Source organism: Bacillus sp. AFS001701 (assembly GCF_002559405.1).
Taxonomy (GTDB): Bacteria; Bacillota; Bacilli; order Bacillales; family Bacillaceae_G; genus Gottfriedia.
The window spans coordinates 1-22173 of record NZ_NTZO01000078.1 but is presented as its reverse complement, the minus strand read 5'-3'; the positions used below and the strand labels follow the sequence as shown (position 1 = coordinate 22173).

At 33.3% G+C, this 22173-nt stretch carries 19 protein-coding genes; 18 read left to right on the top strand and 1 reads right to left on the bottom strand.

The features are described from left to right. The 16 genes from CN514_RS06485 to ftsZ all read left to right on the top strand — a co-directional run. On the top strand, positions 1-333 hold a 333-nt coding region (locus tag CN514_RS06485; protein ID WP_176525814.1), incomplete at its 5' end, for a DUF3397 family protein. A 26-nt stretch (positions 334-359) separates the two neighbouring features. Further along, on the top strand, positions 360-1988 hold the full coding sequence (bshC, locus tag CN514_RS06480) for a bacillithiol biosynthesis cysteine-adding enzyme BshC (RefSeq protein ID WP_098231891.1): 1629 nt from the start codon (positions 360-362) through the stop codon (positions 1986-1988). A gap of 196 nt (positions 1989-2184) precedes the next feature. Beyond that, complete coding sequence (gene mraZ, locus CN514_RS06475) at positions 2185-2616, top strand: division/cell wall cluster transcriptional repressor MraZ (protein WP_091022092.1); 432 nt, start codon at positions 2185-2187, stop codon at positions 2614-2616. Between the two features lie 31 nt (positions 2617-2647). Continuing rightward, positions 2648-3580: a 16S rRNA (cytosine(1402)-N(4))-methyltransferase RsmH gene (gene rsmH, locus CN514_RS06470; RefSeq protein WP_098231890.1), complete on the top strand. Its 933-nt coding sequence runs from the start codon at positions 2648-2650 to the stop codon at positions 3578-3580. Between the two features lie 12 nt (positions 3581-3592). Continuing rightward, a complete protein-coding gene (gene ftsL, locus CN514_RS06465) occupies positions 3593-3958 on the top strand; it encodes a cell division protein FtsL (protein WP_098231889.1) in 366 nt (121 codons plus the stop codon). Positions 3959-3969: 11 nt separating this feature from the next. Continuing rightward, positions 3970-6162 (top strand): penicillin-binding protein, encoded by a 2193-nt coding sequence (locus tag CN514_RS06460; RefSeq protein ID WP_098231888.1) that lies wholly within the window; start codon positions 3970-3972, stop codon positions 6160-6162. Positions 6163-6294: 132 nt separating this feature from the next. Next, positions 6295-8247 carry a stage V sporulation protein D gene (locus CN514_RS06455; RefSeq protein ID WP_098231887.1) on the top strand — a complete coding sequence of 651 codons (1953 nt, stop codon included), beginning with the start codon at positions 6295-6297 and terminating at the stop codon, positions 8245-8247. 25 nt (positions 8248-8272) lie between these two features. Then, positions 8273-9739, top strand: a complete 1467-nt coding sequence (locus CN514_RS06450; RefSeq protein ID WP_098231886.1) for a UDP-N-acetylmuramoyl-L-alanyl-D-glutamate--2,6-diaminopimelate ligase — start codon at positions 8273-8275, stop codon at positions 9737-9739. A 105-nt stretch (positions 9740-9844) separates the two neighbouring features. Continuing rightward, complete coding sequence (gene mraY, locus CN514_RS06445) at positions 9845-10819, top strand: phospho-N-acetylmuramoyl-pentapeptide-transferase (RefSeq protein ID WP_025569060.1); 975 nt, start codon at positions 9845-9847, stop codon at positions 10817-10819. Then, positions 10820-12172, top strand: a complete 1353-nt coding sequence (gene murD / locus CN514_RS06440; protein ID WP_098231885.1) for a UDP-N-acetylmuramoyl-L-alanine--D-glutamate ligase — start codon at positions 10820-10822, stop codon at positions 12170-12172. Positions 12173-12206: 34 nt separating this feature from the next. Beyond that, complete coding sequence (spoVE, locus tag CN514_RS06435) at positions 12207-13307, top strand: stage V sporulation protein E (protein WP_141529311.1); 1101 nt, start codon at positions 12207-12209, stop codon at positions 13305-13307. 228 nt (positions 13308-13535) lie between these two features. Beyond that, entirely contained in the window at positions 13536-14627 is a 1092-nt protein-coding gene (murG, locus tag CN514_RS06430; RefSeq protein WP_098231884.1) for an undecaprenyldiphospho-muramoylpentapeptide beta-N-acetylglucosaminyltransferase, read from the top strand. Between the two features lie 74 nt (positions 14628-14701). Then, entirely contained in the window at positions 14702-15610 is a 909-nt protein-coding gene (gene murB, locus CN514_RS06425) for a UDP-N-acetylmuramate dehydrogenase (protein WP_098231883.1), read from the top strand. A 568-nt stretch (positions 15611-16178) separates the two neighbouring features. Then, entirely contained in the window at positions 16179-16934 is a 756-nt protein-coding gene (locus tag CN514_RS06420) for a cell division protein FtsQ/DivIB (RefSeq protein WP_098231882.1), read from the top strand. A 224-nt stretch (positions 16935-17158) separates the two neighbouring features. Beyond that, positions 17159-18439, top strand: a complete 1281-nt coding sequence (gene ftsA / locus CN514_RS06415) for a cell division protein FtsA (RefSeq protein WP_098231881.1) — start codon at positions 17159-17161, stop codon at positions 18437-18439. Positions 18440-18474: 35 nt separating this feature from the next. After that, positions 18475-19617 (top strand): cell division protein FtsZ, encoded by a 1143-nt coding sequence (ftsZ, locus tag CN514_RS06410; protein WP_098231880.1) that lies wholly within the window; start codon positions 18475-18477, stop codon positions 19615-19617. 48 nt (positions 19618-19665) lie between these two features. Here ftsZ and CN514_RS06405 read toward each other — a convergent pair whose 3' ends face one another. Then, the gene (locus CN514_RS06405) at positions 19666-20334 is read right to left on the bottom strand and encodes a class I SAM-dependent methyltransferase (protein WP_286141585.1); all 669 of its coding nucleotides are present in this window, start codon (positions 20332-20334) and stop codon (positions 19666-19668) included. 200 nt (positions 20335-20534) lie between these two features. On the opposite strand from CN514_RS06405, the gene spoIIGA reads away from it, so the two are divergent. Then, the gene (spoIIGA, locus tag CN514_RS06400; RefSeq protein WP_286141586.1) at positions 20535-21440 is read left to right on the top strand and encodes a sigma-E processing peptidase SpoIIGA; all 906 of its coding nucleotides are present in this window, start codon (positions 20535-20537) and stop codon (positions 21438-21440) included. Between the two features lie 10 nt (positions 21441-21450). Further along, the gene (gene sigE, locus CN514_RS06395) at positions 21451-22170 is read left to right on the top strand and encodes an RNA polymerase sporulation sigma factor SigE (protein ID WP_069035602.1); all 720 of its coding nucleotides are present in this window, start codon (positions 21451-21453) and stop codon (positions 22168-22170) included. Positions 22171-22173 lie beyond the last annotated feature (3 nt).

Sequence of the window (22173 nt, the reverse complement as noted above, 5' to 3'; positions counted from 1 at the left end):
ATTTTTATCTATATGTTTTTGAAATTATTTTTTAAAAATAACAAGCGTAAACTTTTGCTTTTTACGTTAGATTTATCTACAATTCTATTACTTAGTTCATTTTATTTTGTTTTAAATATGATTTTTCCAACTGCAACAGGTTGGATATTAATTAATTTATTATTGGTTATCTTATTTATTATGATTATTCTTCAATGGAAAGCAAAAAGAGATATTCGGTTTACTAAGCTACTAAAAGGTTTTTGGAGAATGTCATGTATTCTATTTTTTATTCTTCACTGTATTACCGTATTGGCTGGTTTAGTTTTAAAAATAACTGAGTATAATGCTTAATTGAAGAGCGAGAGAGGAAGTTCGTAATGCAAATTAGTAAAGTCCATTTAGACGGGCAAAATAAATTGCTGAATGATTTTGTAAATGGAAATGAAGTAATTTCTTCTTTCTTTGGTGAAAATCCATTAGTAAAGGAAGAAATGGAATATAGAATTAAACATGTAATGGAGCGTTCTTATAATCGCACAGGATTAGTTAATGCACTAGAGAAGTTTCATCATAAGCATCATGCAAGTAATGAATCATTAGAAAATGTAAAAAAATTACTTAATAAAAATTCATTTGTTGTAATTGGTGGACAACAAGCTGGCTTATTAACTGGCCCATTGTATTCTATACATAAAATTATTTCAATTATTCAATTGGCTAAGAAATATGAAAAGGATCATGGGTTAACAGTTATCCCAGTATTTTGGATTGCTGGTGAAGACCATGATATTGATGAAATTAACCATATTCATACAATTGAGAACACTACAGTAAAAAAACAAACCTTTTATCAAAAAACGACTTATTCCCATGCTGCATCTAAAACAGGGTTAGATCAACAGGAAATGAAAAAGTGGATTGATAAAATTGTTAAAACTTTTGATGAAACGAATTATTCGAAAGTTTTACTTGATGAACTATATTCGATGATTGAGCAATCTACTACTTATGTAGATTTTTTTGCGAAAATTATTTTTAAATTGTTCAAAAAAGAGGGACTTGTCTTAATTGATGCTGACGAAGCGAATATCCGTGAGTTAGAATCATCTTTATTTAATGAAATGATTCAAAAGCAAGAGAACGTAAGAGGGGTTTTAAAGGATACGAAAAGCAGATTAATAAAATCTGGGTACCACGAAACACTTCAAATTTCTGAACAGAGCATTCATCTTTTTTACCATAGTAATGAAGGAAGACAGTTACTTGAAGTGTCTGAAGATGAAGATGTTTTTCAAACAAAAAATAAGAATTATCAATTCTCTAAACTTGAGTTGATCAAAATCGCTAATGAACAGCCAGCCTTATTAAGTAATAATGTTGTTACTAGGCCGGTCATGCAGGAGTATTTATTCCCTACATTAGCATTTGTCGGTGGTCCTGGTGAAATTGCTTATTGGGCTGAGTTAAAGGACATTTTTAATCTATTTAACCTTCAAATGCCACCTGTGTTTTTAAGACATATGTTTACTATTTTTGAAAGAAATATTGTATCAGCATTAGAAGATTTTTCATTAGATATTAATGATGTGCTGAAAACATCATTAGAAGAGAAGAAAGTCGAATGGATTAAAGATCAAGTGAAACTAGACTATAAAGAAGTGTTTAGTCATGCTAAAAAATCTTTAGAAGAATTGCATAAACCTCTTCAAGATGTAACGAATAAAGTAACACCTAACTTAAAGGATTTTTCTATAAAGAATTATGTAAAGATAGAAGAACAAATTCTACTTTTAGAACGAAAAATAGAAGAAACAATTTTAAAGCAAAATGAAGAACAAATTGAAAAGTGGAATCGAATCATCTGTTCAATTTCTCCTAATGGGAAACCACAGGAGCGAACACTAAATATTCTCTACTATATTAATAAATATGGTTTTGATTTTGTTCATGAGCTATGTGATTTAGACCTATCATGGGATTACGCTCATCAAATTGTAAAAATTTAAGCCAATCATCAAAAATATTGTCTTTAATAATATGAATAAGTTGAAACAATCCTTTGAAATAAGCTGAATTTTATAATAAAAATGAAATCCTGCTGCACTGTTAGCAGGATTTTTTGTTTTTTTAAAGAATTTTTTAGAAAAGGTGGTAAGAAGTGGGGGAATGTGGTAAGTTTGTGTTAGAAAGTGGGGGAATAGGATGTTTATCGGTGAATATCAACATAATATCGATGTAAAAGGACGTCTTATTATACCTTCAAAATTTCGAGACAAGCTTGGTGAAAACTTCATTGTTACAAGAGGTTTGGATCAATGCTTATTTGGCTATTCATTGGCCGAATGGAGTGTAATTGAAGATAAACTGCGCACACTACCACTAACAAAAAAAGATGCGAGAGCATTTACCCGTTTTTTCTTCTCAGGAGCTATGGAATGTGAGATGGATAAGATGGGGAGAATTAATATAACACCTAACTTACGCAGTTATGCAAAATTAGAAAAAGAATGTGTAGTAGTTGGTGTTACAAATCGTATTGAGATTTGGGATTTATCAACTTGGAATACATACATGAATGAATCAGAAGAGTCATTTGGTGAGTTGGCTGAAAACTTAATCGGATTTGACTTCTAAAAATTAACAAATTGAAAGTAGTGAAAGCATCATGTTTGAACATATTACGGTTTTATTAAAAGAAACTGTGGATTCTTTAGATATAAATGAAGATGGCATTTATGTAGATTGTACACTTGGCGGTGGAGGTCATAGTGAATACTTACTATCTCAACTTTCATCAAAGGGTAGATTAATCGCTTTTGACCAAGATGAAACAGCAATTAGACATGCAAAAGAGCGATTGAATAAATATGAAAATCAATTAACAATTGTAAAAAGTAATTTTAAACATATAAAAGAAGAACTCCATCATTTAGGCATTTATGAAGTAGATGGAATCTTATTTGACTTAGGTGTTTCTTCGCCACAATTAGACGTTGCTGAACGTGGATTTAGTTTTCATCAAGACGCACCACTTGATATGCGTATGAATCAAGAACAAACATTATCAGCATATGAAGTTGTAAATGACTGGCCTTATGAGCAGCTTGTTAAAATATTTTTCCGATATGGAGAAGAGAAATTCTCTAAACAAGTTGCAAGAAGGATAGAAGAATTAAGAGCTAAGAAACCGATTGAAACAACTTTTGAGTTAGTCGAAATCATTAAAGATGCAATACCTGCACCTGCAAGAAGAACTGGTGGACATCCTGCTAAAAGAATTTTTCAAGCAATTCGTATAGCTGTAAATGATGAGCTAGGTGTATTTGAAGAAGCTCTAAAGGATGCAATTACCCTAATAAAACCTAAAGGAAGAATAAGTGTAATAACATTCCATTCATTAGAGGATCGCATTTGTAAAACGATTTTTAAAGAAGCTAGTTCACTTCCGCCGTTACCACCAGGTTTACCAATTATTCCAGATGAGTTTAAGCCGAAGTTAAAATTAGTGACAAGAAAGCCACTTTTACCAACAGATGAAGAAGTCGAATTTAATAAGCGAGCAAGATCTGCAAAGTTAAGGGTTGCAGAAAAATTATAAGGAGGGAAAATAATGAGTAATTTGGCTAGAAAGCTACAACAAAAACAAGTTACTGATTTACAACAAAGACCTTCTAACAAGAAAAAACAAAAGAAAGTATCTAAAATTACACCTTTTGAGAAAATGCTTTATTTAGTATTTATTTTTGCATGCTTCTTTATGGGTACAAAAATCATTAAAACTCAAGCGGCGATATATGATACAAATTTAAAAATTCAAAATGTGAAAAATGAAATAGCGAATGGAAAACAGCATAACTCTGAGCTTAAAATGAAGATTGATGAATTAAGCACATATGAGCGCATATGGCAAAAAGCAAAAGAGTTAGGTCTAAATATTGATAGTAACAATGTAAAGTTTACCGACACTAGCAAGTAGGAGATTGTGATATGAGTAAGAAAAAGAATAAATACACAAATTATGGTATTCGTTGGTTTTTTCTAGGTACTTTACTCCTTTTTATATCACTTGTAGCTAGACTTGGCTATATACAATTATCAGACACAGTTGAAGGTAAAAATTTAAAAGTTTATGCGGACGAAAATTACAATACATCTCAAAAAATTCCAGCAAAAAGAGGAACAATCTATGATTCACACGGAGTTCCACTTGCGGAAGAGGTTACAGCATATACCGTGTCAGCAGTTCTAGATCCAAGAGCCTCCAAAAACTCGAAAGTGAAAAGGCATGTAGTAGACAAAGAAAAAACAGCTAGAGAATTATCATCAATTTTAGATATCGATGAATCGGAACTTTTAGCAAAATTAGGTAAACCAAAATATCAAGTTGAATTAGGACCAGGTGGAAGAAATATTTCTCAAAGCACAAAAGAACAAATTGAGAAATTAAAGCTACCTGGTATTGTTTTTACTCCATCACAGCAGCGATATTATCCTAATGGTGTATTTGCTTCCCATACGTTAGGGTATACGAATATAAATGATAATGGTGACCTAATAGGAGAAATGGGATTAGAAAAAGCATTGAATAATGAGTTAACCGAAAAGGATGGAAAAAGAAGCTTTTTACGTGATCGAAAAGGAAATATTCTACCATATGAAAATGAGAAGGTTACACCTCCACATAATGGTGATGATGTGTATCTAACAATAGATACAAAGATTCAAAGTTTACTAGAAGACGCAATGACTAGCGTTGAAAAAAAATATGAGCCAGAAAAGATTATGGCAATCGTTTCTGATCCAAAAACCGGTAAAATTGTTGCAATGAGTAATCGTCCTAGCTTCAATCCAAATATACATGACATTACAAACTATACGAATGACCCGATTTCATATGCAATTGAAGCAGGTTCAACGATGAAAATATTCACTTTAGGGGCTGCAATGAATGAAGGCGTTTATAATGGAAATGAATATTTCCAATCAGGTCGATATAAAGTACCAGGTGGAGGCACTGTCCATGACGTAAATCGTAACGGATGGGGTTCAATTACTTTTGACGAAGGGATTCAAAGGTCTTCAAACGTAGGTATTTCGATTCTTCTTAATGAAAAATTAGGTGCAGATCGTTTTTTACAATACTATAAAAACTTTGGGTTTACACAAAAAACTAATATTAATCTTCCAGGTGAATCAAGTGGTAAATTAGTATTTAATTATCCACTTGAAAAAACAACAACTGCTTTTGGACAAGGATCTACAGTTACTGGAATTCAAATAATCCAAGCTGCCAGTGCTATTGCTAACAATGGAAAAATGATGAAGCCATATATTGTAGATAAAATTGTCGAACATGATACGAATAAAGTGATGAAAGACTATAAATCTCAGGTTGTTGGTAATCCAATTTCAGAGGAAACAGCAAAAAGAGAAAGAGCGTTATTAGAAACGGTTATTACTGCGCCACATGGTACTGGGCATAACTATGCGATTGAGGGTTATACGGTCGCTGGTAAAACTGGTACTGCCCAAGTTGTTGACGATCACGGGAAATATCTTAAAGGACGTGGTCAAAACCTTTTTTCATTTATCGGTATGGCACCTGCAGATAATCCAAAATTAGTCGTTTATGTAGCGATGCTTCGCCCAAAACTTGAAGCGACTGAGATTGGTTCAGATGGTGTTTCTGAAATATTTAGAACAGTGACTAAAGGCGCATTAGAGTATATGAAGGTTGAGCCTGTTGAAAATGCCAAAGTAGACAAATTAATTGATAAAGAAAGTATAGAAATTCCGAATTTGAAAGGTCTAACCTTAGATGAAGCAAAATCTTTAGCGATATCTGAGGGATTGAAACCTGTATTATTAGGAAATGGGTTAGAAGTTACTGGTCAATCGATTAAGTCAAAAACTCAAGTTGTCAGAGGTACTAAAATTTATCTTAAGACAAATGGAACAAATACGATGCCATCGATTATTGGTTGGTCAAAATCGGATGTTAACCGTTTAGGTAAATTATTTAAGCTAAAAATCTCATCAAAGGGATCTGGATTTGTTACAAGCCAGAGTATTAAAGAAGATTCAGAGCTACGGGATCATGATTACTTAACGATTGAATTAAATAAACCTAATGGAACAACCACTGAAGAAAAAGATGTAAAAGTAGATGTACAAGAGTAAAATGGCTGAAATAAGATCAATTAAATAAAAATGACAATAGACCATTCTAGGACAATAACAAGCTAGAAGGTCTATTGTATTTGGTACAAGCATATATTGAAACGAACATAATGTAGAGGAGTGTTCGTTTCGATGCGAGTATCTAATGTAACAGTTCGAAAACGATTATTTTTTGTATTCATTGGTGGTTTATTAATTTTTTCTATCATTGCAACGAGGCTTGGTTATGTACAATTTGCTATGGGTGATCTTTTAACTGAGCGAGCGAAAAATTCGTGGAGTCGAGACATTCCATTTGAACCAAAGCGTGGTGAAATTTTAGATCGTAATGGTGTTGCTCTTGCTACTAATAAAAGTGCTCCATCTGTATTAGTCGTTCCTAGGCAAATTAAAGATCCTAAAGAAGCGACTGAAAAACTTGCCCCAATTTTAAAAATCTCCGAAGTAAAACTTTATAAAATTTTAACGAAAAGATCTAGTATGGAACACATTCGAACAGAAGGTATAAAAATAACAAATGAGAAAGCTAAACAAATCCGAGATCTTAACATTGCTGGTGTATACATAGCAGAGGATTCTAAAAGGTATTATCCATTTGGTGACTATCTATCTCATGTTTTAGGTTTTGCTGGAATCGATAATCAGGGCTTAAACGGATTAGAACTATATTATGATAAGCAATTAAGCGGTGAAAAAGGTAGTGTACAATTTTATTCTGACGCTAAAGGTCAAAGAATGCCTAATATTGCAGACGACTATATTCCGCCAATAAATGGTTTAAACTTAAAATTAACTGTCGATTCGCGAATACAAACAATTCTTGAACGAGAAATGAATAACGCTACTGCTCAGTATAATCCTGATTCAATGATTGGAATTGCGATGAATCCAAATACGGGAGAAATTCTTGCAATGAGCAGTCGTCCAAGCTTCGATCCTACTAATTTTAAAAATGTTTCGCCTGAAGTATATAATCGAAATTTACCTGTTTGGTCAAATTATGAGCCAGGTTCAACGTTTAAGATTATTACACTAGCAGCCGCATTAAATGAGGGATTAGTAGATTTGAATAAAGAACATTTTTATGATGATGGGGCTGCTGAAGTAGCTGGAGCTCGTTTGCGTTGTCATAAAAGAGGTGGACATGGCTCTCAGACTTTCTTAGAGGTAGTTCAAAATTCTTGTAACCCAGGATTTGTAGAATTAGGTAATCGACTAGGGGAAGATCGTTTATTTAACTATATTCGCAACTTTGGTTTCGGCAAAAAAACAGGAATTGATTTACAAGGTGAAGGTTCAGGGATTTTATTCAGCATGGATAGAGTCGGTCCAGTTGAAGCAGCAACAACTGCTTTTGGTCAAGGCGTATCAGTTACACCAATTCAGCAAGTTGCAGCAGTATCAGCCGCTATTAATGGAGGAATTCTTTACCAACCTTATATAGCTAAAGAGTTTGTAGATCCGGTTACAAACGAAGTAGTAAGTCGAAAAACACCAATTTCAAAAAGGCGAGTTATTTCTCCTGATACATCTAAAAAGGTACGATTAGCTCTAGAAAGTGTTGTTGCACAAGGTACTGGTAAAGGTGCATTTGTGGAAGGGTATCGTGTTGGTGGGAAAACTGGAACAGCGCAAAAAGTAAAAGATGGACGATACGATGATAGTAGCTTTATCGTTTCGTTTGTAGGCTTTGCACCGGCTGACGATCCTCAAATAGTGGTTTATATTGCAGTTGATAATCCAAAAGGCACTGTACAATTTGGGGGAGTTGTAGCAGCTCCAATAGTAGGGAATATTATTCGAGATAGTATGCAAGTTTTAGGCGTACCACCTAGAAAAAATCAAATCCCAAAAAAATTCGTATACGGTGATACACCAACATATGAAGTGCCAAATTTAATTGGTTTGGAGAAAAAAGATTTGCAACCTTTGCTAGATACTTTTACTATTGAATATAGTGGCAGTGGAAATATTGTCGTTGACCAAGCACCAAAAGCAGGTGTTAAACTAAAAGAAGGTTCTAAAATAAGAATTTATTTAGGAACGAAAGAAGAAACTAAATCTAAAACTAAAGATAAAAAATGATTTAGTGAATACGAAAGGAATTACTATGAAACTTTATACTTTACTATCAAGATTAAAGCCTTTAGTGAATCTTCCATCTGAAAATCCGGAAATCACTGGGGTTGAAATGGATTCAAGAAATGTAAAACCAGGTTATTTATTCATCTGTATTGACGGATATACAGTTGATGGCCACAAGTACGTAAATCAAGCAATTGAAAAAGGAGCAGTTGCGATACTTGCACAAAAACCAATTGAATCGAATGTACCAGTAGCTTATGTGAAAGACACAAATCGTTCGATGGCTGTTGTTGGTAATGCCTTTTATGAAAACCCAACACAAAAACTAAATCTAGTTGGGATTACTGGTACGAATGGTAAGACCACTACTTCATATATTATTGAAGAGATTGTTAAACACAATAAGAAAAAAACAGGTGTCATCGGCACAATTGGTATGAAAATAGGAGAAGAGATTTTTGAAACAAAAAATACAACTCCTGATAGTTTAACTTTACAATCAATGTTTGCAAAAATGGTTGACGCAAATGTGGATACGGCAGTGATGGAAGTTTCTTCACATGCATTACATTTAGGGCGTGTTCATGGCTGTGAATATGATATAGCTGTTTTTACAAATCTATCACAAGATCACTTAGATTATCATGGAACGATGGGAGAATATAAAAAAGCTAAAGGTTTATTATTCTCTCAATTAGGTAATAGCTTCTCAACGCAAAAACCTAAATTTGCGATCCTAAATAATGATGATTCTGCTTCTGAAGAATATATGAAGTTTACACAAGCAAATTTAATAACTTATGGTTTAAGTAAAGAAGCTGACTTGTTTGCTGATGAAATTGAATTAACGAATGCTGGTACTAGATTCACATTACATTTTTTAAATAAACAATATGTTGTAGAAATGAATCTTATTGGAACATTTAATGTATATAATGTGTTAGCAGCAATTGGTGCAGGAATCGCATTAAATATAGAAATGGAGACAATCCTTGACGCAGTCGCGACGATTGAAGGAGTGCCAGGCCGTTTCCAAGCCGTTAATGCTGGGCAAGATTTTACAGTTATTGTAGACTATGCACATACACCAGATAGTTTAGAAAATGTATTAAATACTGTTAAGCAATTTGCAAAAAATGATATTTTTACTGTTGTTGGTTGTGGTGGAGACCGTGACCGTACAAAACGACCACTAATGGGTAAGATTGCAGCGGATCTTTCAACAAAAGCAATCTTTACATCTGATAACCCAAGAACAGAAGACCCAACTTTAATTTTAGAAGACATGAAACGCGGATTAGAGCATAATAATATTACGGTAATAGAAGATCGTAAAAAAGCTATAACATTTGCGATTCAAAATGCAAAAAAACATGATATTATTGTTATTGCAGGTAAAGGTCATGAGACATATCAGATTGTAGGAACGAATGTTTCACATTTTGATGATGTTGAAGAAGCTAAAGAAGCTATTTTGCAAAGAAGAGGATAGTATCCTCTTCTTTGTAATGTGAAAAATTGATTTCATAATTCTTTATAAAAGAATTAAACTATTAAGTAAACAACAAAGAAGAGAACTTAGAAAGGAGGGCGTATAATGCTAGAACCGTCAATTTTAGTTGCTATGATTTCAGCATTTATCATTGCAGTCATTTTATCGCCTATTTTTATACCGTACTTAAGAAAACTTAAATTTGGACAGAGTATTCGAGACGAAGGTCCACAATCTCATAAAAAGAAATCAGGAACCCCAACTATGGGTGGGATTATCATATTAATTGCTTTAAGTTTATCTGCACTTTTAATTTCTATGTATTTTGATGTTTTATCAACACGTACATATGTATTATTATTTGTCACAATTTGTTTTGGAGTAATTGGATTTTTAGATGACTATATTAAGGTTGTTAAAAAAAGAAACCTAGGTCTAACATCTAAACAAAAATTCATTTGCCAAGTTATTGTGTCAATCATTGTCTTTTTTGCAATCCGTGCTATGGGAATCTCTACATCGATTTCGATACCAGGGACACATTATTCATTTGATTTAGGCTTTATCTATGTATTATTAATTATCTTTATGCTAGTTGGTACTTCAAACGCAGTAAATTTAACAGATGGATTAGATGGACTTGTGTCAGGTACAGCAGCAATTGCATTTGGTGCATATGCAGTACTTGCTTATAACCAACACCAGCTTGATGTGGCAATATTTTCAATAGCAGTTGTAGGAGCTGTATTAGGATTCTTAGTATTTAATGCACACCCTGCAAAGGTCTTTATGGGAGATACGGGCTCATTAGCATTAGGTGGGGCGCTTGCTGCAATTGCAATCGTTACACACTTAGAAATTTTACTTGTTATAATTGGTGGTATTTTTGTCATTGAAACACTATCAGTAATGATTCAAGTTGCATCTTTTAAAGCAACTGGTAAAAGGGTATTTAAAATGAGTCCTCTGCACCATCATTATGAATTATCTGGATGGTCAGAATGGCGTGTAGTAGTAACATTTTGGTTTGTAGGATTACTTTTTGCATTATTAGGAATCTATATTGAGGTGTGGATGTAATTGAATAACATATCGAACTTTCAAAATAAAAATGTATTAGTATTAGGAATGGCAAAGAGCGGTTATGCAGCTAGTAGATTATTAAAAAAATTAGGTGCGACTGTAACTGTTAATGATCGAACTCCTTTTGAACAAAATGAAATCGCACAAAAGCTAAAAAGTGAAGGTTTTAACGTAGTTTGTGGTGAGCATCCACTATCATTAGTAGATGATCAACCATTTTGTATCGTCAAAAATCCAGGAATTCCATATACGAATCCATTATTAATAGAAGCTGTAAAGCGTAATATTCCGATTTATACGGAAATAGAGCTTGCATATTTAATAAGTGAAGCACCATTTATCGGTATTACAGGCTCTAATGGGAAAACGACAACGACAACTTTAGCATTAAATATGTTACAAGAAGGCAATAAAAAACCACTTGTTGCAGGAAATATTGGTACTGTTGCATGTGAAGTTGCTGAAAATGCAAATGAAGATAATATTATTGTAACTGAACTTTCTTCATTTCAATTGATGGGAATCGAAAGTTTCCGACCAAAAATTTCATTAATCACAAATATTTTCGAAGCTCATCTAGACTATCATGGTACAAAAGATGAGTATATTAAGGCAAAAGCCAATATATTTAAAAATCAAACAGAAAATGATTTTGCTGTCGTTAATTTTGATGATGAGAATGTAATGGCAATGGCTTCTCAAATTAGAGCGAAAATTATTCCATTCTCTTCAACTAAAATTATGCAAGATGGTGCATATGTTCAAAATGGCTTCATTTATTTTAAGGAGAAAAAAGTGATTGAAGTTGAAAAAATTGTCTTACCAGGTAAACATAATTTAGAAAATATATTAGCAGCAGTAGCAATTTCTAAACTTCTAGATGTTGAAAATGATGCAATTGAAAAGGTATTAACAACTTTCACTGGCGTTGAGCACCGACTTCAGTTTGTTACAGAAATAAATAAGAGAAAGTTTTATAATGATTCAAAAGCTACTAATATTTTAGCAACACAAAAAGCAATTTCTTCTTTTCAAAAACCAGTCATTTTAATAGCTGGTGGATTAGATCGAGGAAATGGTTTTGACGACTTAATTCCTTATTTTAAAAATGTAAAAAAAATAGTCACTTATGGTCAAACAGCAGAAAAATTAATTGAATCAGCAGAAAAAGCAGGAATGAAAGCAGTAAAATCGGTAGATAATGTTGAAGATGCTGTAAATGAAGCATTCACTCATTCAGAAGTTGGAGATATTATTTTATTGTCACCTGCTTGTGCAAGCTGGGATCAATTTAAGACTTTTGAAGAACGTGGTAATAAATTTATACAAGCAGTGCATAAGTTAATGTAAGGCTTGTTTAATTCAAAAGTTGAGGTGTATTTAAGTGCCAACAAAGAAAAATAGTCCTGACATGATTCTTGTTCTCGTTACGCTATCATTATTAACAGTAGGTATGATTATGGTTTACAGTGCTAGTGCAATATGGGCATCTTATAAGTTTCATGATTCGTTCTTTTTTGCTAAACGGCAATTATTATTTGCTGGGGTTGGAGTAGTTGGAATGTTTGTTGTTTCAAATATTGACTACTGGCTTTTCAAAACACATGCAAAAAAAATATTAATAGCTTGTTTTATCTTGTTGGTACTTGTACTTGTACCAGGGGTTGGTCTAGTACGAGGTGGTGCACGAAGTTGGATTGGAATCGGTGCATTCTCGATCCAGCCCTCTGAGTTTATGAAACTTGGAATGATGGTATTTCTATCAAAATACTTAGCAGATAATCAGAAAAATATTACGTCTTTTAAAAAGGGTCTTGTACCAACATTAGGTCTTGTGTTTTTGGCATTTGGTTTAATTATGCTTCAACCAGATTTAGGAACAGGTACAGTAATGGTAGGTACTTGTGTAATCATCATATTCGTAGCTGGAGCAAGAATTTCTCATTTTATGGGATTAGGTATTGTTGGGGTTGCAGGATTTGTTGCCCTAATAGCTTCTGCTCCTTATCGAATAAAAAGGATTACATCATTTCTAGATCCATGGTCTGATCCATTAGGAACTGGATTCCAAATTATTCAATCACTATATGCAATTGGTCCTGGTGGATTATTTGGTTTAGGATTGGGACAAAGTAGACAAAAGTTTATGTATTTGCCAGAACCACAAACTGATTTTATCTTTGCGATTCTATCAGAAGAATTAGGATTTATTGGCGGAACTTTTGTCATCTTATTATTCTCTTTATTACTTTGGAGAGGGATCCGAATTGCTTTAAGTTCTCCTGATTTATTCGGTACTTTTTTAGCAGTAGGAATTGTCTCAATGATTGCAATACAAGTAATGATTAATATAGGCGTTGTAATAGGCTTAATGCCGGTTACAGGGATTACATTACCATTTTTAAGCTATGGTGGTTCATCTTTAACATTAATGCTATTAGCCGTAGGTGTATTATTAAATATTAGTAGACATGCGCGTACATAAAAGGACCGACTCAAATTGAAACAAGTACTTGTTGTACTTGAATTTTTCAAAAATGAGTCGGTCCTTTTTATTTAGTAAACGCAATGTGTTCTAGCCTATTTACTTTCCAATTGATGAGTTTTCTTTATTTTTATAGAAAAAACAATTAGAATGATAGTGATAAAATTGGTATAATAACTACTTAAACTGCTTAAAGTTATTTATGTATTGTAATTTAGGAGGATCTTTATGAAAATTTTAGTTAGTGGTGGGGGTACTGGTGGTCATATTTATCCAGCACTTGCGCTAATTAAAGAGTTAAAAAAACAAGATTCCAATGTAGAATGTTTATATGTTGGTACAGAAAATGGATTAGAAAAAGGGATTGTATCTAAAGCAAACATACCTTTTAAATCTATCGTTATTACAGGGTTCAAGAGAAGCATATCATTAGAGAATTTTAAAACAGTCTATCGATTCTTAAAGGGTGTATCAGATAGTAAGAAAATAATTCGTGAATTTAAGCCAGATGTAGTCGTTGGAACCGGTGGATATGTATGTGGTCCTGTTGTTTACGCAGCAGCAAAACTAGGGATTCCGACAGTTATACATGAACAAAATAGTATACCTGGACTAACAAATAAGTTCTTAAATCGTTATGTAACAAAAGTTGCAATTTGTTTTGAAGAGGTTGCGGACTATTTTAATAAAGAGAAAGTAGTGTTTACAGGAAACCCAAGGGCTTCTGAAGTACTTGGAGAATCAAATCCAGCAGTATTAGAATCATTAGGATTAAAATCGGGTAAACCCACAGTACTAATTGTTGGTGGTTCGAGGGGAGCAAGACCGATTCATCAAGCCTTTTTAAAAAGTGTCAATCAATTAGGTGAAAAAGATTACCAAATGATTTATGTAACAGGCGAAGTACATTACGATTCTGTCATTGAGGAAATAACTAAAGTAGGTAACCCAGAAAATGTAGTGGTTAAGCCATTTTTACATAATATGCCTGAAATTTTAAGAGAAGTGGATTTAGTCGTATCAAGAGCGGGGGCAACTACATTAGCAGAATTAACTGCATTAGGAAAACCTAGTATTCTAATACCAAGCCCATATGTAACGAATAATCATCAAGAAGTTAATGCTAGATCACTCGAGAAAAATGGTGCGGCAATTGTTATATTGGAAAAAAATTTCAATAGTGAATATTTAGTAACTGAAATTGAAAAAGTATTACTAAATCCTATTAAACTTCAAGAGATGAAAAATGCATCATTAAAAATGGGTGTACCAGAAGCTGCAAAAAAACTAGTAAATGTATTAGAGAAAATAAGTAAATGAACTTGCACGAACAAGTTTGAAATAAAATAAAAATGTAATAGAGGATACTATAAGCTAAAGGGGGAAAATATCGAATGTTTGAATCAAAATTAAAGGAAATATTAAATGACTCGAGTCTTCTAATAAATGAGCCTTTAGCAAATCATACGACAATGAAAATTGGAGGACCAGCTGAGTATTTGGTCATTCCTAAAACTGTGAATGAAATTAAAGAGATTATTAACCTTGCAAATGAACATGGCGTAAATGTGACTGTAATTGGTAGAGGATCAAATTTACTTGTATCGGATCAAGGTATTGAAGGTGTCGTAATTAAAATTAGTGATTGCTTAGACCATATCGAACTAGAAGGTACAAAAGTAGTTGTAGGTGCAGGATATTCAGTTATTCGTTTAGCTACTCAACTGAGTAGAAAAGGATTATCTGGTCTAGAGTTTGCAAGTGGAATTCCTGGTAGTGTTGGTGGCGGTGTATATATGAATGCAGGTGCTCATCAATCCGATTTTTCAAATATTACTTCTAGAGCACATATTCTATTTCCTGATGGAACAATGGAATGGTTGTCAAATGAAGAACTAGATTTTTCTTATCGAACGTCAGTTTTACAACATAAACGTAAAGGATTTGTATTAGAAGCAGAACTTCAGCTTCAAGAAGGATCAAAAGAAGCTTCAACTGCTTTAATGCAAAAAAACAAAGATTATCGTAGAGAAACACAGCCTTGGAATTATCCATGTGCTGGAAGTATTTTCCGTAATCCATTACCACAGTATGCTGGTAATTTAATTGAACGTGCTGATTTAAAAGGATATCAAATTGGTGGTGCGAAGGTTTCTGAAATGCATGGTAACTTTATTGTAAATGCCGGAAATGCCACTTCAAAAGATGTACTAGACTTAATAGCATTTATTAAGAAAACTATATTAGAAAAATTTAATGTACAACTTGAAACAGAAGTAGAAATTGTTGGGAAAAAAATGTAAGTTTCTTCTAAACTAACCATATTATATGCTATAATTTACATAGCATATGATGACCAAGATAGAATGGCATTCATTTGCTATTCTATTTTTTATTATTCTATTATTAAGTCAAGAACACTCGTGATGTAAATTATGAGATGAATCGACTTCGGATGCAATATAGTATTAAAAAAACGTCATATTATTTTACTATACTAGTATCCGACATGAAGTATAAGATAAAATCATATCGGACACTTGAACTAGAACGATTTCAAGTATGGTGCTTGTTGCGTGAATAGAACTTGTTTGGTGGCTTTCGTTCGCCAATACCTCTCGAAAGTCGCAAAGAGAAATCAAGCTGAGTGCGTTTCACCTAGCGTTAGGAAAACTTAACTGTAGGGACTACGGGGATAGCTTGGTAAATAAAAGAACCTCTGCTAGTAAAGAAATATGCTAGCAAGTATGCTTTGTTCCCAAGAATCTCGTAACTTTAGTCATGAGTAGTTCAAAATTCTTAAATTACTTCTTAAGCAAAAGTAAATTAAACAGGTATTTTTAGTTGAACATTGATAATGGAGGCATATTTATGCAGGAAAATAAGATTATTAGTTTAGAAGACCGTGTACCTGTTTTACGTAATAAAAAACGTAAAAAAGCAAATTTGCGAATACTGGTCACAATTCTTGTGTTTTTTTCTTTGCTTTTATGTGTATTGTATTTCCAAACATCAATTGGTTCAAAAATTCACTTAGTCATTAATGGAAACCAACTGTACTCTGATAAAGAAATTCAAAAATTAGCCGATGTAAGCGTTGATGATAGCTTTTTGACAATTAGGTCAAAAAGGGTCGTAGATCAGCTTGAAAGTCAAAACACAATTCAATCTGCAATCGTACATAAAAGATTTCCTAATAAAGTAGAAATCGATGTAAAAGAATTTCAGCCTGTTGGACAAGGTTTATTCAGCGGGAAAAAGTATCTATTGTTAGAAAGCGGAGTCCTTATTAAAGAGAAAAATTCACTAGGAAATACTACAGCTCCTGATTTAATTGGTTGGAAACAAGGAGACGAGTTGCAGGAAATGGCTGCGGAATTGAAAAAAATGCCGCAAAGTATATTTCAATCAATTTCTGAAATAGATTATACTCCAAGTAAGGATGATCCTTTGTTAATAACGGTTTTTACGAATGAAGGGTATGAAGTAAGGACAACGATTCGAAAATTCTCAAATAAAATGTCAAATTACCCATTAATATTAAAGTCAATACCTAAAGATCAAAAAGGGGTTATCCATTTAGAAGTTGGTGCGTATTTTTCTCCTTATAGTACTGATCCTAAATAGTCGATTTAACATTAGTTAACAGTACTTTCAAGTCTTTTTTAACTTTACTTGTTAGTGTAGACTAGTAGTTAAATAGAAATAATGAAAAAAATTAAAAAGATTATGAAAAATCAAACTTAAAAAAGAGGAAAACCCCCGTAAATGTTGAATAGTTGTCATATATGATATTTAAGAATGAATTGATGCTCGATTATAATAGATAGTGAGAAAAAGGAGGTGCCATCATGAACAGCAATGAGATCTATGTGAGTCTTGACGTTGGAACTTCAACAATTAAAGTAATCATAGGAGAACTAGTTAACGACACACTTAACATTATCGGTGTTGGTAATGTTAAATCTTCAGGCTTAAAACGTGGGTCAATAGTTGATATAGATGAAACAGTCAAATCAATCAAAAAAGCAATTGATCAAGCAGAAAGAATGGTTGGCATTCATATTGACAAAGTAATTGTAGGGGTTAGTGCCAATCAAGTGCAATTGATTAGTACTAACGGCGTAGTAGCAGTTTCTAAAGAAAATAAAGAAATTGACAATGAAGATGTTTTAAGAGTAATGGATCAGGCTCAAGTAATTTCTATACCACCGGAAAGAGAAATTATCGATGTTGTTCCACATGAATACATTGTTGATGGCCTTTCTGAGGTAAAAGACCCAAGAGGAATGATTGGTGTACGGTTGGAAATGGAAGGTACATTAATCACTGGTTCAAGAACTCTAGTACATAATATACTTCGTTGTGTTGAAAGAGCGGGGTTAGAGGTAACGGATATATGTCTACAACCTATGGCTGCAAGTACGATAGGACTAAAGCAGGATGAGAAAAACTTAGGTGTAGCACTTGTTGATATCGGTGGAGGCTCAACTACAATTTCTCTTTTTAGAGAAGGTGTATTAATGGCAACGTCAGTCCTACCTGTTGGAGGAGACCATATTACAAAAGACATATCAATTGGACTGAAAACTTCAACAGAAGATGCAGAAAAAATTAAAGTGAAATTTGGACATGCTTTTTATGATACTGCATTACCTGAAGAAGTTTTAAGTGTACCAATTATGGGTAGTGAACAACATCAACAATACAGTCAGCAAGAAATTTCCGATATTATTGAAGCTAGATTAGAAGAAATCCTCATTATGGTTCAAAATGAGCTTGTAAGAATGAGAGGAAGCAATTTACCAGGTGGTTTTGTTCTAACTGGTGGTACAGTAACAATGACTGGTGTAATCGATTTAGCTCAAAAGGTATTTAAAAATAATGTAAGGGTTGCAACACCAGATTATATAGGTGTAAGAGAACCTCAATACATTACTGGTGTAGGTTTAATCAAGTATGCTTTTTATAAATCAAAAATGCGTGGAAAAAAACTTAGCTCTAATATTGCATTCGAATCAAATGAACGAAAACCTGTAGCTGTTTCAAATTCAAATACAAAACCAAAACAGCAGGATGAAGAGCGCGTCATGAGTAAAGTTAAAAGCATTTTTAAATATTTATGGGATTAAATTTGTGATGAATTTGAAAAGTAGGGGGATCAATCATGTTAGATTTTGATACAAATGTAGATGCTTTAGCGAAGATAAAAGTAATTGGTGTAGGTGGCGGAGGAAATAACGCCGTTAACCGAATGATTGAACATGGAGTACAAGGTGTAGATTTTATTGCTGTGAATACTGATGCACAAGCTCTTAATCTATCAAAAGCTGAAGTGAAAATGCAAATCGGTGGCAAACTTACTCGTGGTTTAGGGGCAGGAGCTAATCCAGAGGTAGGTAAAAAAGCAGCAGAAGAAAGTAGAGAACAATTACAAGAAGCTCTTAAAGGAGCTGACATGGTATTCGTAACTGCTGGAATGGGTGGAGGTACAGGAACAGGTGCAGCTCCAGTAATTGCACAAGTAGCAAAAGAATTAGGTGCCTTAACTGTAGGTGTAGTTACTCGTCCATTTACATTTGAAGGTAGAAAGCGTTCAACTCAAGCGGCAACTGGAATCGCTGCAATGAAGGAAAGCGTTGATACTTTAATTGTTATTCCTAATGACCGATTATTAGAAATCGTTGATCGTAATACCCCAATGCTTGAAGCATTCCGCGAAGCAGATAATGTACTTCGTCAAGGGGTTCAAGGTATTTCTGACTTAATCGCTGTTCCGGGATTAATTAACCTTGACTTTGCAGATGTTAAGACAATTATGTCTAATAAAGGTTCTGCATTAATGGGTATCGGTGTTGCTGGTGGAGAAAACCGTGCGGCTGAAGCAGCTAAAAAAGCTATTTCTAGTCCATTACTAGAAACTTCAATTAATGGTGCACAAGGTGTACTTATGAATATCACTGGTGGAACGAACTTAAGCTTATATGAAGTGCAAGAAGCAGCAGATATCGTATCGACTGCATGTGATGCTGAAGTAAATATGATTTTCGGTTCTGTAATCAATGAAAACTTAAAGGATGAAATTATTGTAACGGTTATTGCGACTGGATTTGAAGGTGTTATTACAGCACCGCCTACTCCAAAACCAATAGCGAGACAAACAATTTCAACACCAACGCAGGCTCCACAACCAACGATCAAACGCGAACCAATTCGCGAAGAAGCTCCGGTTGTAGAAACGACTAAAAATGTAACTAGTCTTGATGACTTAGATATTCCAGCGTTTTTACGTAATCGTAAAAGACGCTAATAAATGTAAAAAAACCAAGATAAGATGACTCTCTTATCTTGGTTTTTTTCATTCTTTCGAGTAGTGATTTTGTAAATTAGTTAAATCACTAATGACACCCTTGAACTTTTCGTTACAGCCTTTAGGGAATAAAACACCTAACCCATGTGAGTGTGTAAATTCAAAAGATGGGAGTTGTTGTTTAATGCCTTCCCAAAATTTATAAACCCCAAAATCTTGTATTCGTACTTCAGTATCATGGATTAAAACAATACCTTCTTGAGATACTTTTGGTAGCCAAGAAGTGTAATCATGTAGCACAGCTTCAAAAGTATGAAACCCGTCAATATGAAGTATGTCGATCGTATTATCTTCGAAATTCTCAATTGCATCGTCGAAAGACTTACGTAACATTTTAGCTTCTTTTTGGTAATGTTTTTGAACAATTTCATGTACCGTATCAAAAACTTCATTACTATACAATCCACTATGCAGATCACCTTGCCAAGTATCAACTGCAAAACATTCACATGATAGATTATGATCTTTCACACTTTGACAAAAACAGAAAAAAGAGAATCCAAAGTGGGTGCCTAATTCTACAATTTTTTTTGGTTTCACGAATTGAACTAAATCGTAAGCAAATTTAGCGTGACCTTTCCAGGCAGAGTGTTGTCTTATTGATGGTTTGGAACCATCAAACTCAAAAACGGGTGAATGAAATATCCAACTATTCAAATCCTCACTCCTTAATGGGCAGATTTAATAGAAATAAAGTGAAAGATTTCTATGAAATATTGACCTGTCCATCCATATTTCGAAAATGTATTGTCGAAAAACTCTTCAATAAAGCTTCCTTTTTTTGACAGACTTCTTACCGTGCTCATCCTATACTTACATATAAATGAATATTCTATAGAGGATGGCGAACAAAATTGGTGATATATGGCGATCTTGTTTGGTTATTAAACTTGTTAATGGACTTCTTGATCATTCAGTTGACAGGCTTAATTCTAAAAAGAAATGTATCTATTTTGCGGTCATTATTAGGGGCATTATTAGGTTCAATCGTTGTTTTAATGACGTTTACTCCTTATGCATATGTTTTTGGCTCACCTTTTATGAAAATATTATTATCGTTTTTCATCGTATTTTTTGCATTTGGAAGGCAACGGATTATCACTTTTTTACAGCTATTAAGTATCTTCTATTTTTCAACATTCATTTTAGGTGGCGCATTATTAGGCTTACATTATTTATTTGCTACTAATGAATCAAATTTAACCAATTCATCCTTTTATGGTGATCCTGTTAGCTGGTATTTTGTAATTGGAATGCTACCAATCGTCATATTTTACGCTAGAAAATCAATCAATCAGATCTCATTTACAAAGTGGAAGTTGAATGAAATGTATGAAATGGAAATTGTGTGGCGGAACACTTCGATTAAAATTAGAGGATTAATGGATAGTGGTAACTCTCTACATGAACCGCTTTCTAGGAAACCAGTTATTATTTTAGATTGTTCAACTAGTGATTATGGATTACCTATCGAACTAGTAAAGTTAGTTAGAGACTCTGAAAATACATTACATAATACAGAAGCACTCGATGTGTTAAGTTTTTTTCAAGGAACTTATATACCTTATAAAAGTATTGGTCAAAGTAATCAATTCCTCGTCGCAATAAAACCTACTGTTGTTAAATTGAAAATTAATGGAAAATGGTATTCATCGAGTTCGGTTTTAGTTGGATTGAGTCATGTTACTTTGTCTTCAGACAATTTATATGAATGTATCCTTCATCCAAAAATGATGCAGGGAACAATTAATGAAATTGCATAGGAGGTAGAAAATGAATCGATTGTTCTTAAAACTAAAGTTAGGTTTGTATAAGCTATTAGTAAAGCTTGGTTTGAAAGCCGACGAAGTATACTACATTGGGGGAAGTGAAGCATTACCACCTCCTTTGACAAGGGAAGAAGAAGAAAAGCTTTTACAGAAACTACCGAATGGAGATTTAGGTGCTAGATCACTATTAATTGAGAGAAATCTACGATTAGTAGTTTATATTGCCAGAAAGTTTGAAAATACGGGCATTAATATTGAGGATCTGATTAGCATTGGTACAATCGGATTGATAAAAGCCGTTAATACCTTTAATCCTGAAAAGAAAATTAAATTGGCAACTTATGCTTCAAGATGTATCGAAAATGAAATTCTGATGCATTTACGTAGAAATAATAAAAACCGTTCTGAAGTCTCGTTTGATGAACCATTAAATATTGATTGGGATGGTAATGAATTATTACTTTCTGATGTATTAGGTACAGAGGACGATATCATAACGAAGGACTTAGAAGCCAATGTCGATAAATCATTATTAACAAAAGCACTAGATCAACTGAATGATCGTGAAAAACAAATAATGGAACTACGATTTGGACTAGATGGAACCGAAGAAAAAACCCAAAAAGATGTAGCTGATATGCTTGGAATATCGCAATCATATATATCCAGATTAGAAAAACGTATTATTAAAAGGCTTCGAAAAGAGTTTAATAAAATGGTTTAAAAT

Coding starts and splice junctions, on each gene's coding strand:
- mraZ (WP_091022092.1), top strand. CDS start 2,185: ATGTTTATCGGTGAATATCAACATAATATCGATGTAAAAGGACGTCTT.
- CN514_RS06420 (WP_098231882.1), top strand. CDS start 16,179: ATGCAGGAAAATAAGATTATTAGTTTAGAAGACCGTGTACCTGTTTTA.
- murG (WP_098231884.1), top strand. CDS start 13,536: ATGAAAATTTTAGTTAGTGGTGGGGGTACTGGTGGTCATATTTATCCA.
- sigE (WP_069035602.1), top strand. CDS start 21,451: ATGAATCGATTGTTCTTAAAACTAAAGTTAGGTTTGTATAAGCTATTA.
- ftsA (WP_098231881.1), top strand. CDS start 17,159: ATGAACAGCAATGAGATCTATGTGAGTCTTGACGTTGGAACTTCAACA.
- CN514_RS06450 (WP_098231886.1), top strand. CDS start 8,273: ATGAAACTTTATACTTTACTATCAAGATTAAAGCCTTTAGTGAATCTT.
- ftsL (WP_098231889.1), top strand. CDS start 3,593: ATGAGTAATTTGGCTAGAAAGCTACAACAAAAACAAGTTACTGATTTA.
- CN514_RS06460 (WP_098231888.1), top strand. CDS start 3,970: ATGAGTAAGAAAAAGAATAAATACACAAATTATGGTATTCGTTGGTTT.
- bshC (WP_098231891.1), top strand. CDS start 360: ATGCAAATTAGTAAAGTCCATTTAGACGGGCAAAATAAATTGCTGAAT.
- rsmH (WP_098231890.1), top strand. CDS start 2,648: ATGTTTGAACATATTACGGTTTTATTAAAAGAAACTGTGGATTCTTTA.
- murB (WP_098231883.1), top strand. CDS start 14,702: ATGTTTGAATCAAAATTAAAGGAAATATTAAATGACTCGAGTCTTCTA.
- ftsZ (WP_098231880.1), top strand. CDS start 18,475: ATGTTAGATTTTGATACAAATGTAGATGCTTTAGCGAAGATAAAAGTA.
- CN514_RS06455 (WP_098231887.1), top strand. CDS start 6,295: ATGCGAGTATCTAATGTAACAGTTCGAAAACGATTATTTTTTGTATTC.
- mraY (WP_025569060.1), top strand. CDS start 9,845: ATGCTAGAACCGTCAATTTTAGTTGCTATGATTTCAGCATTTATCATT.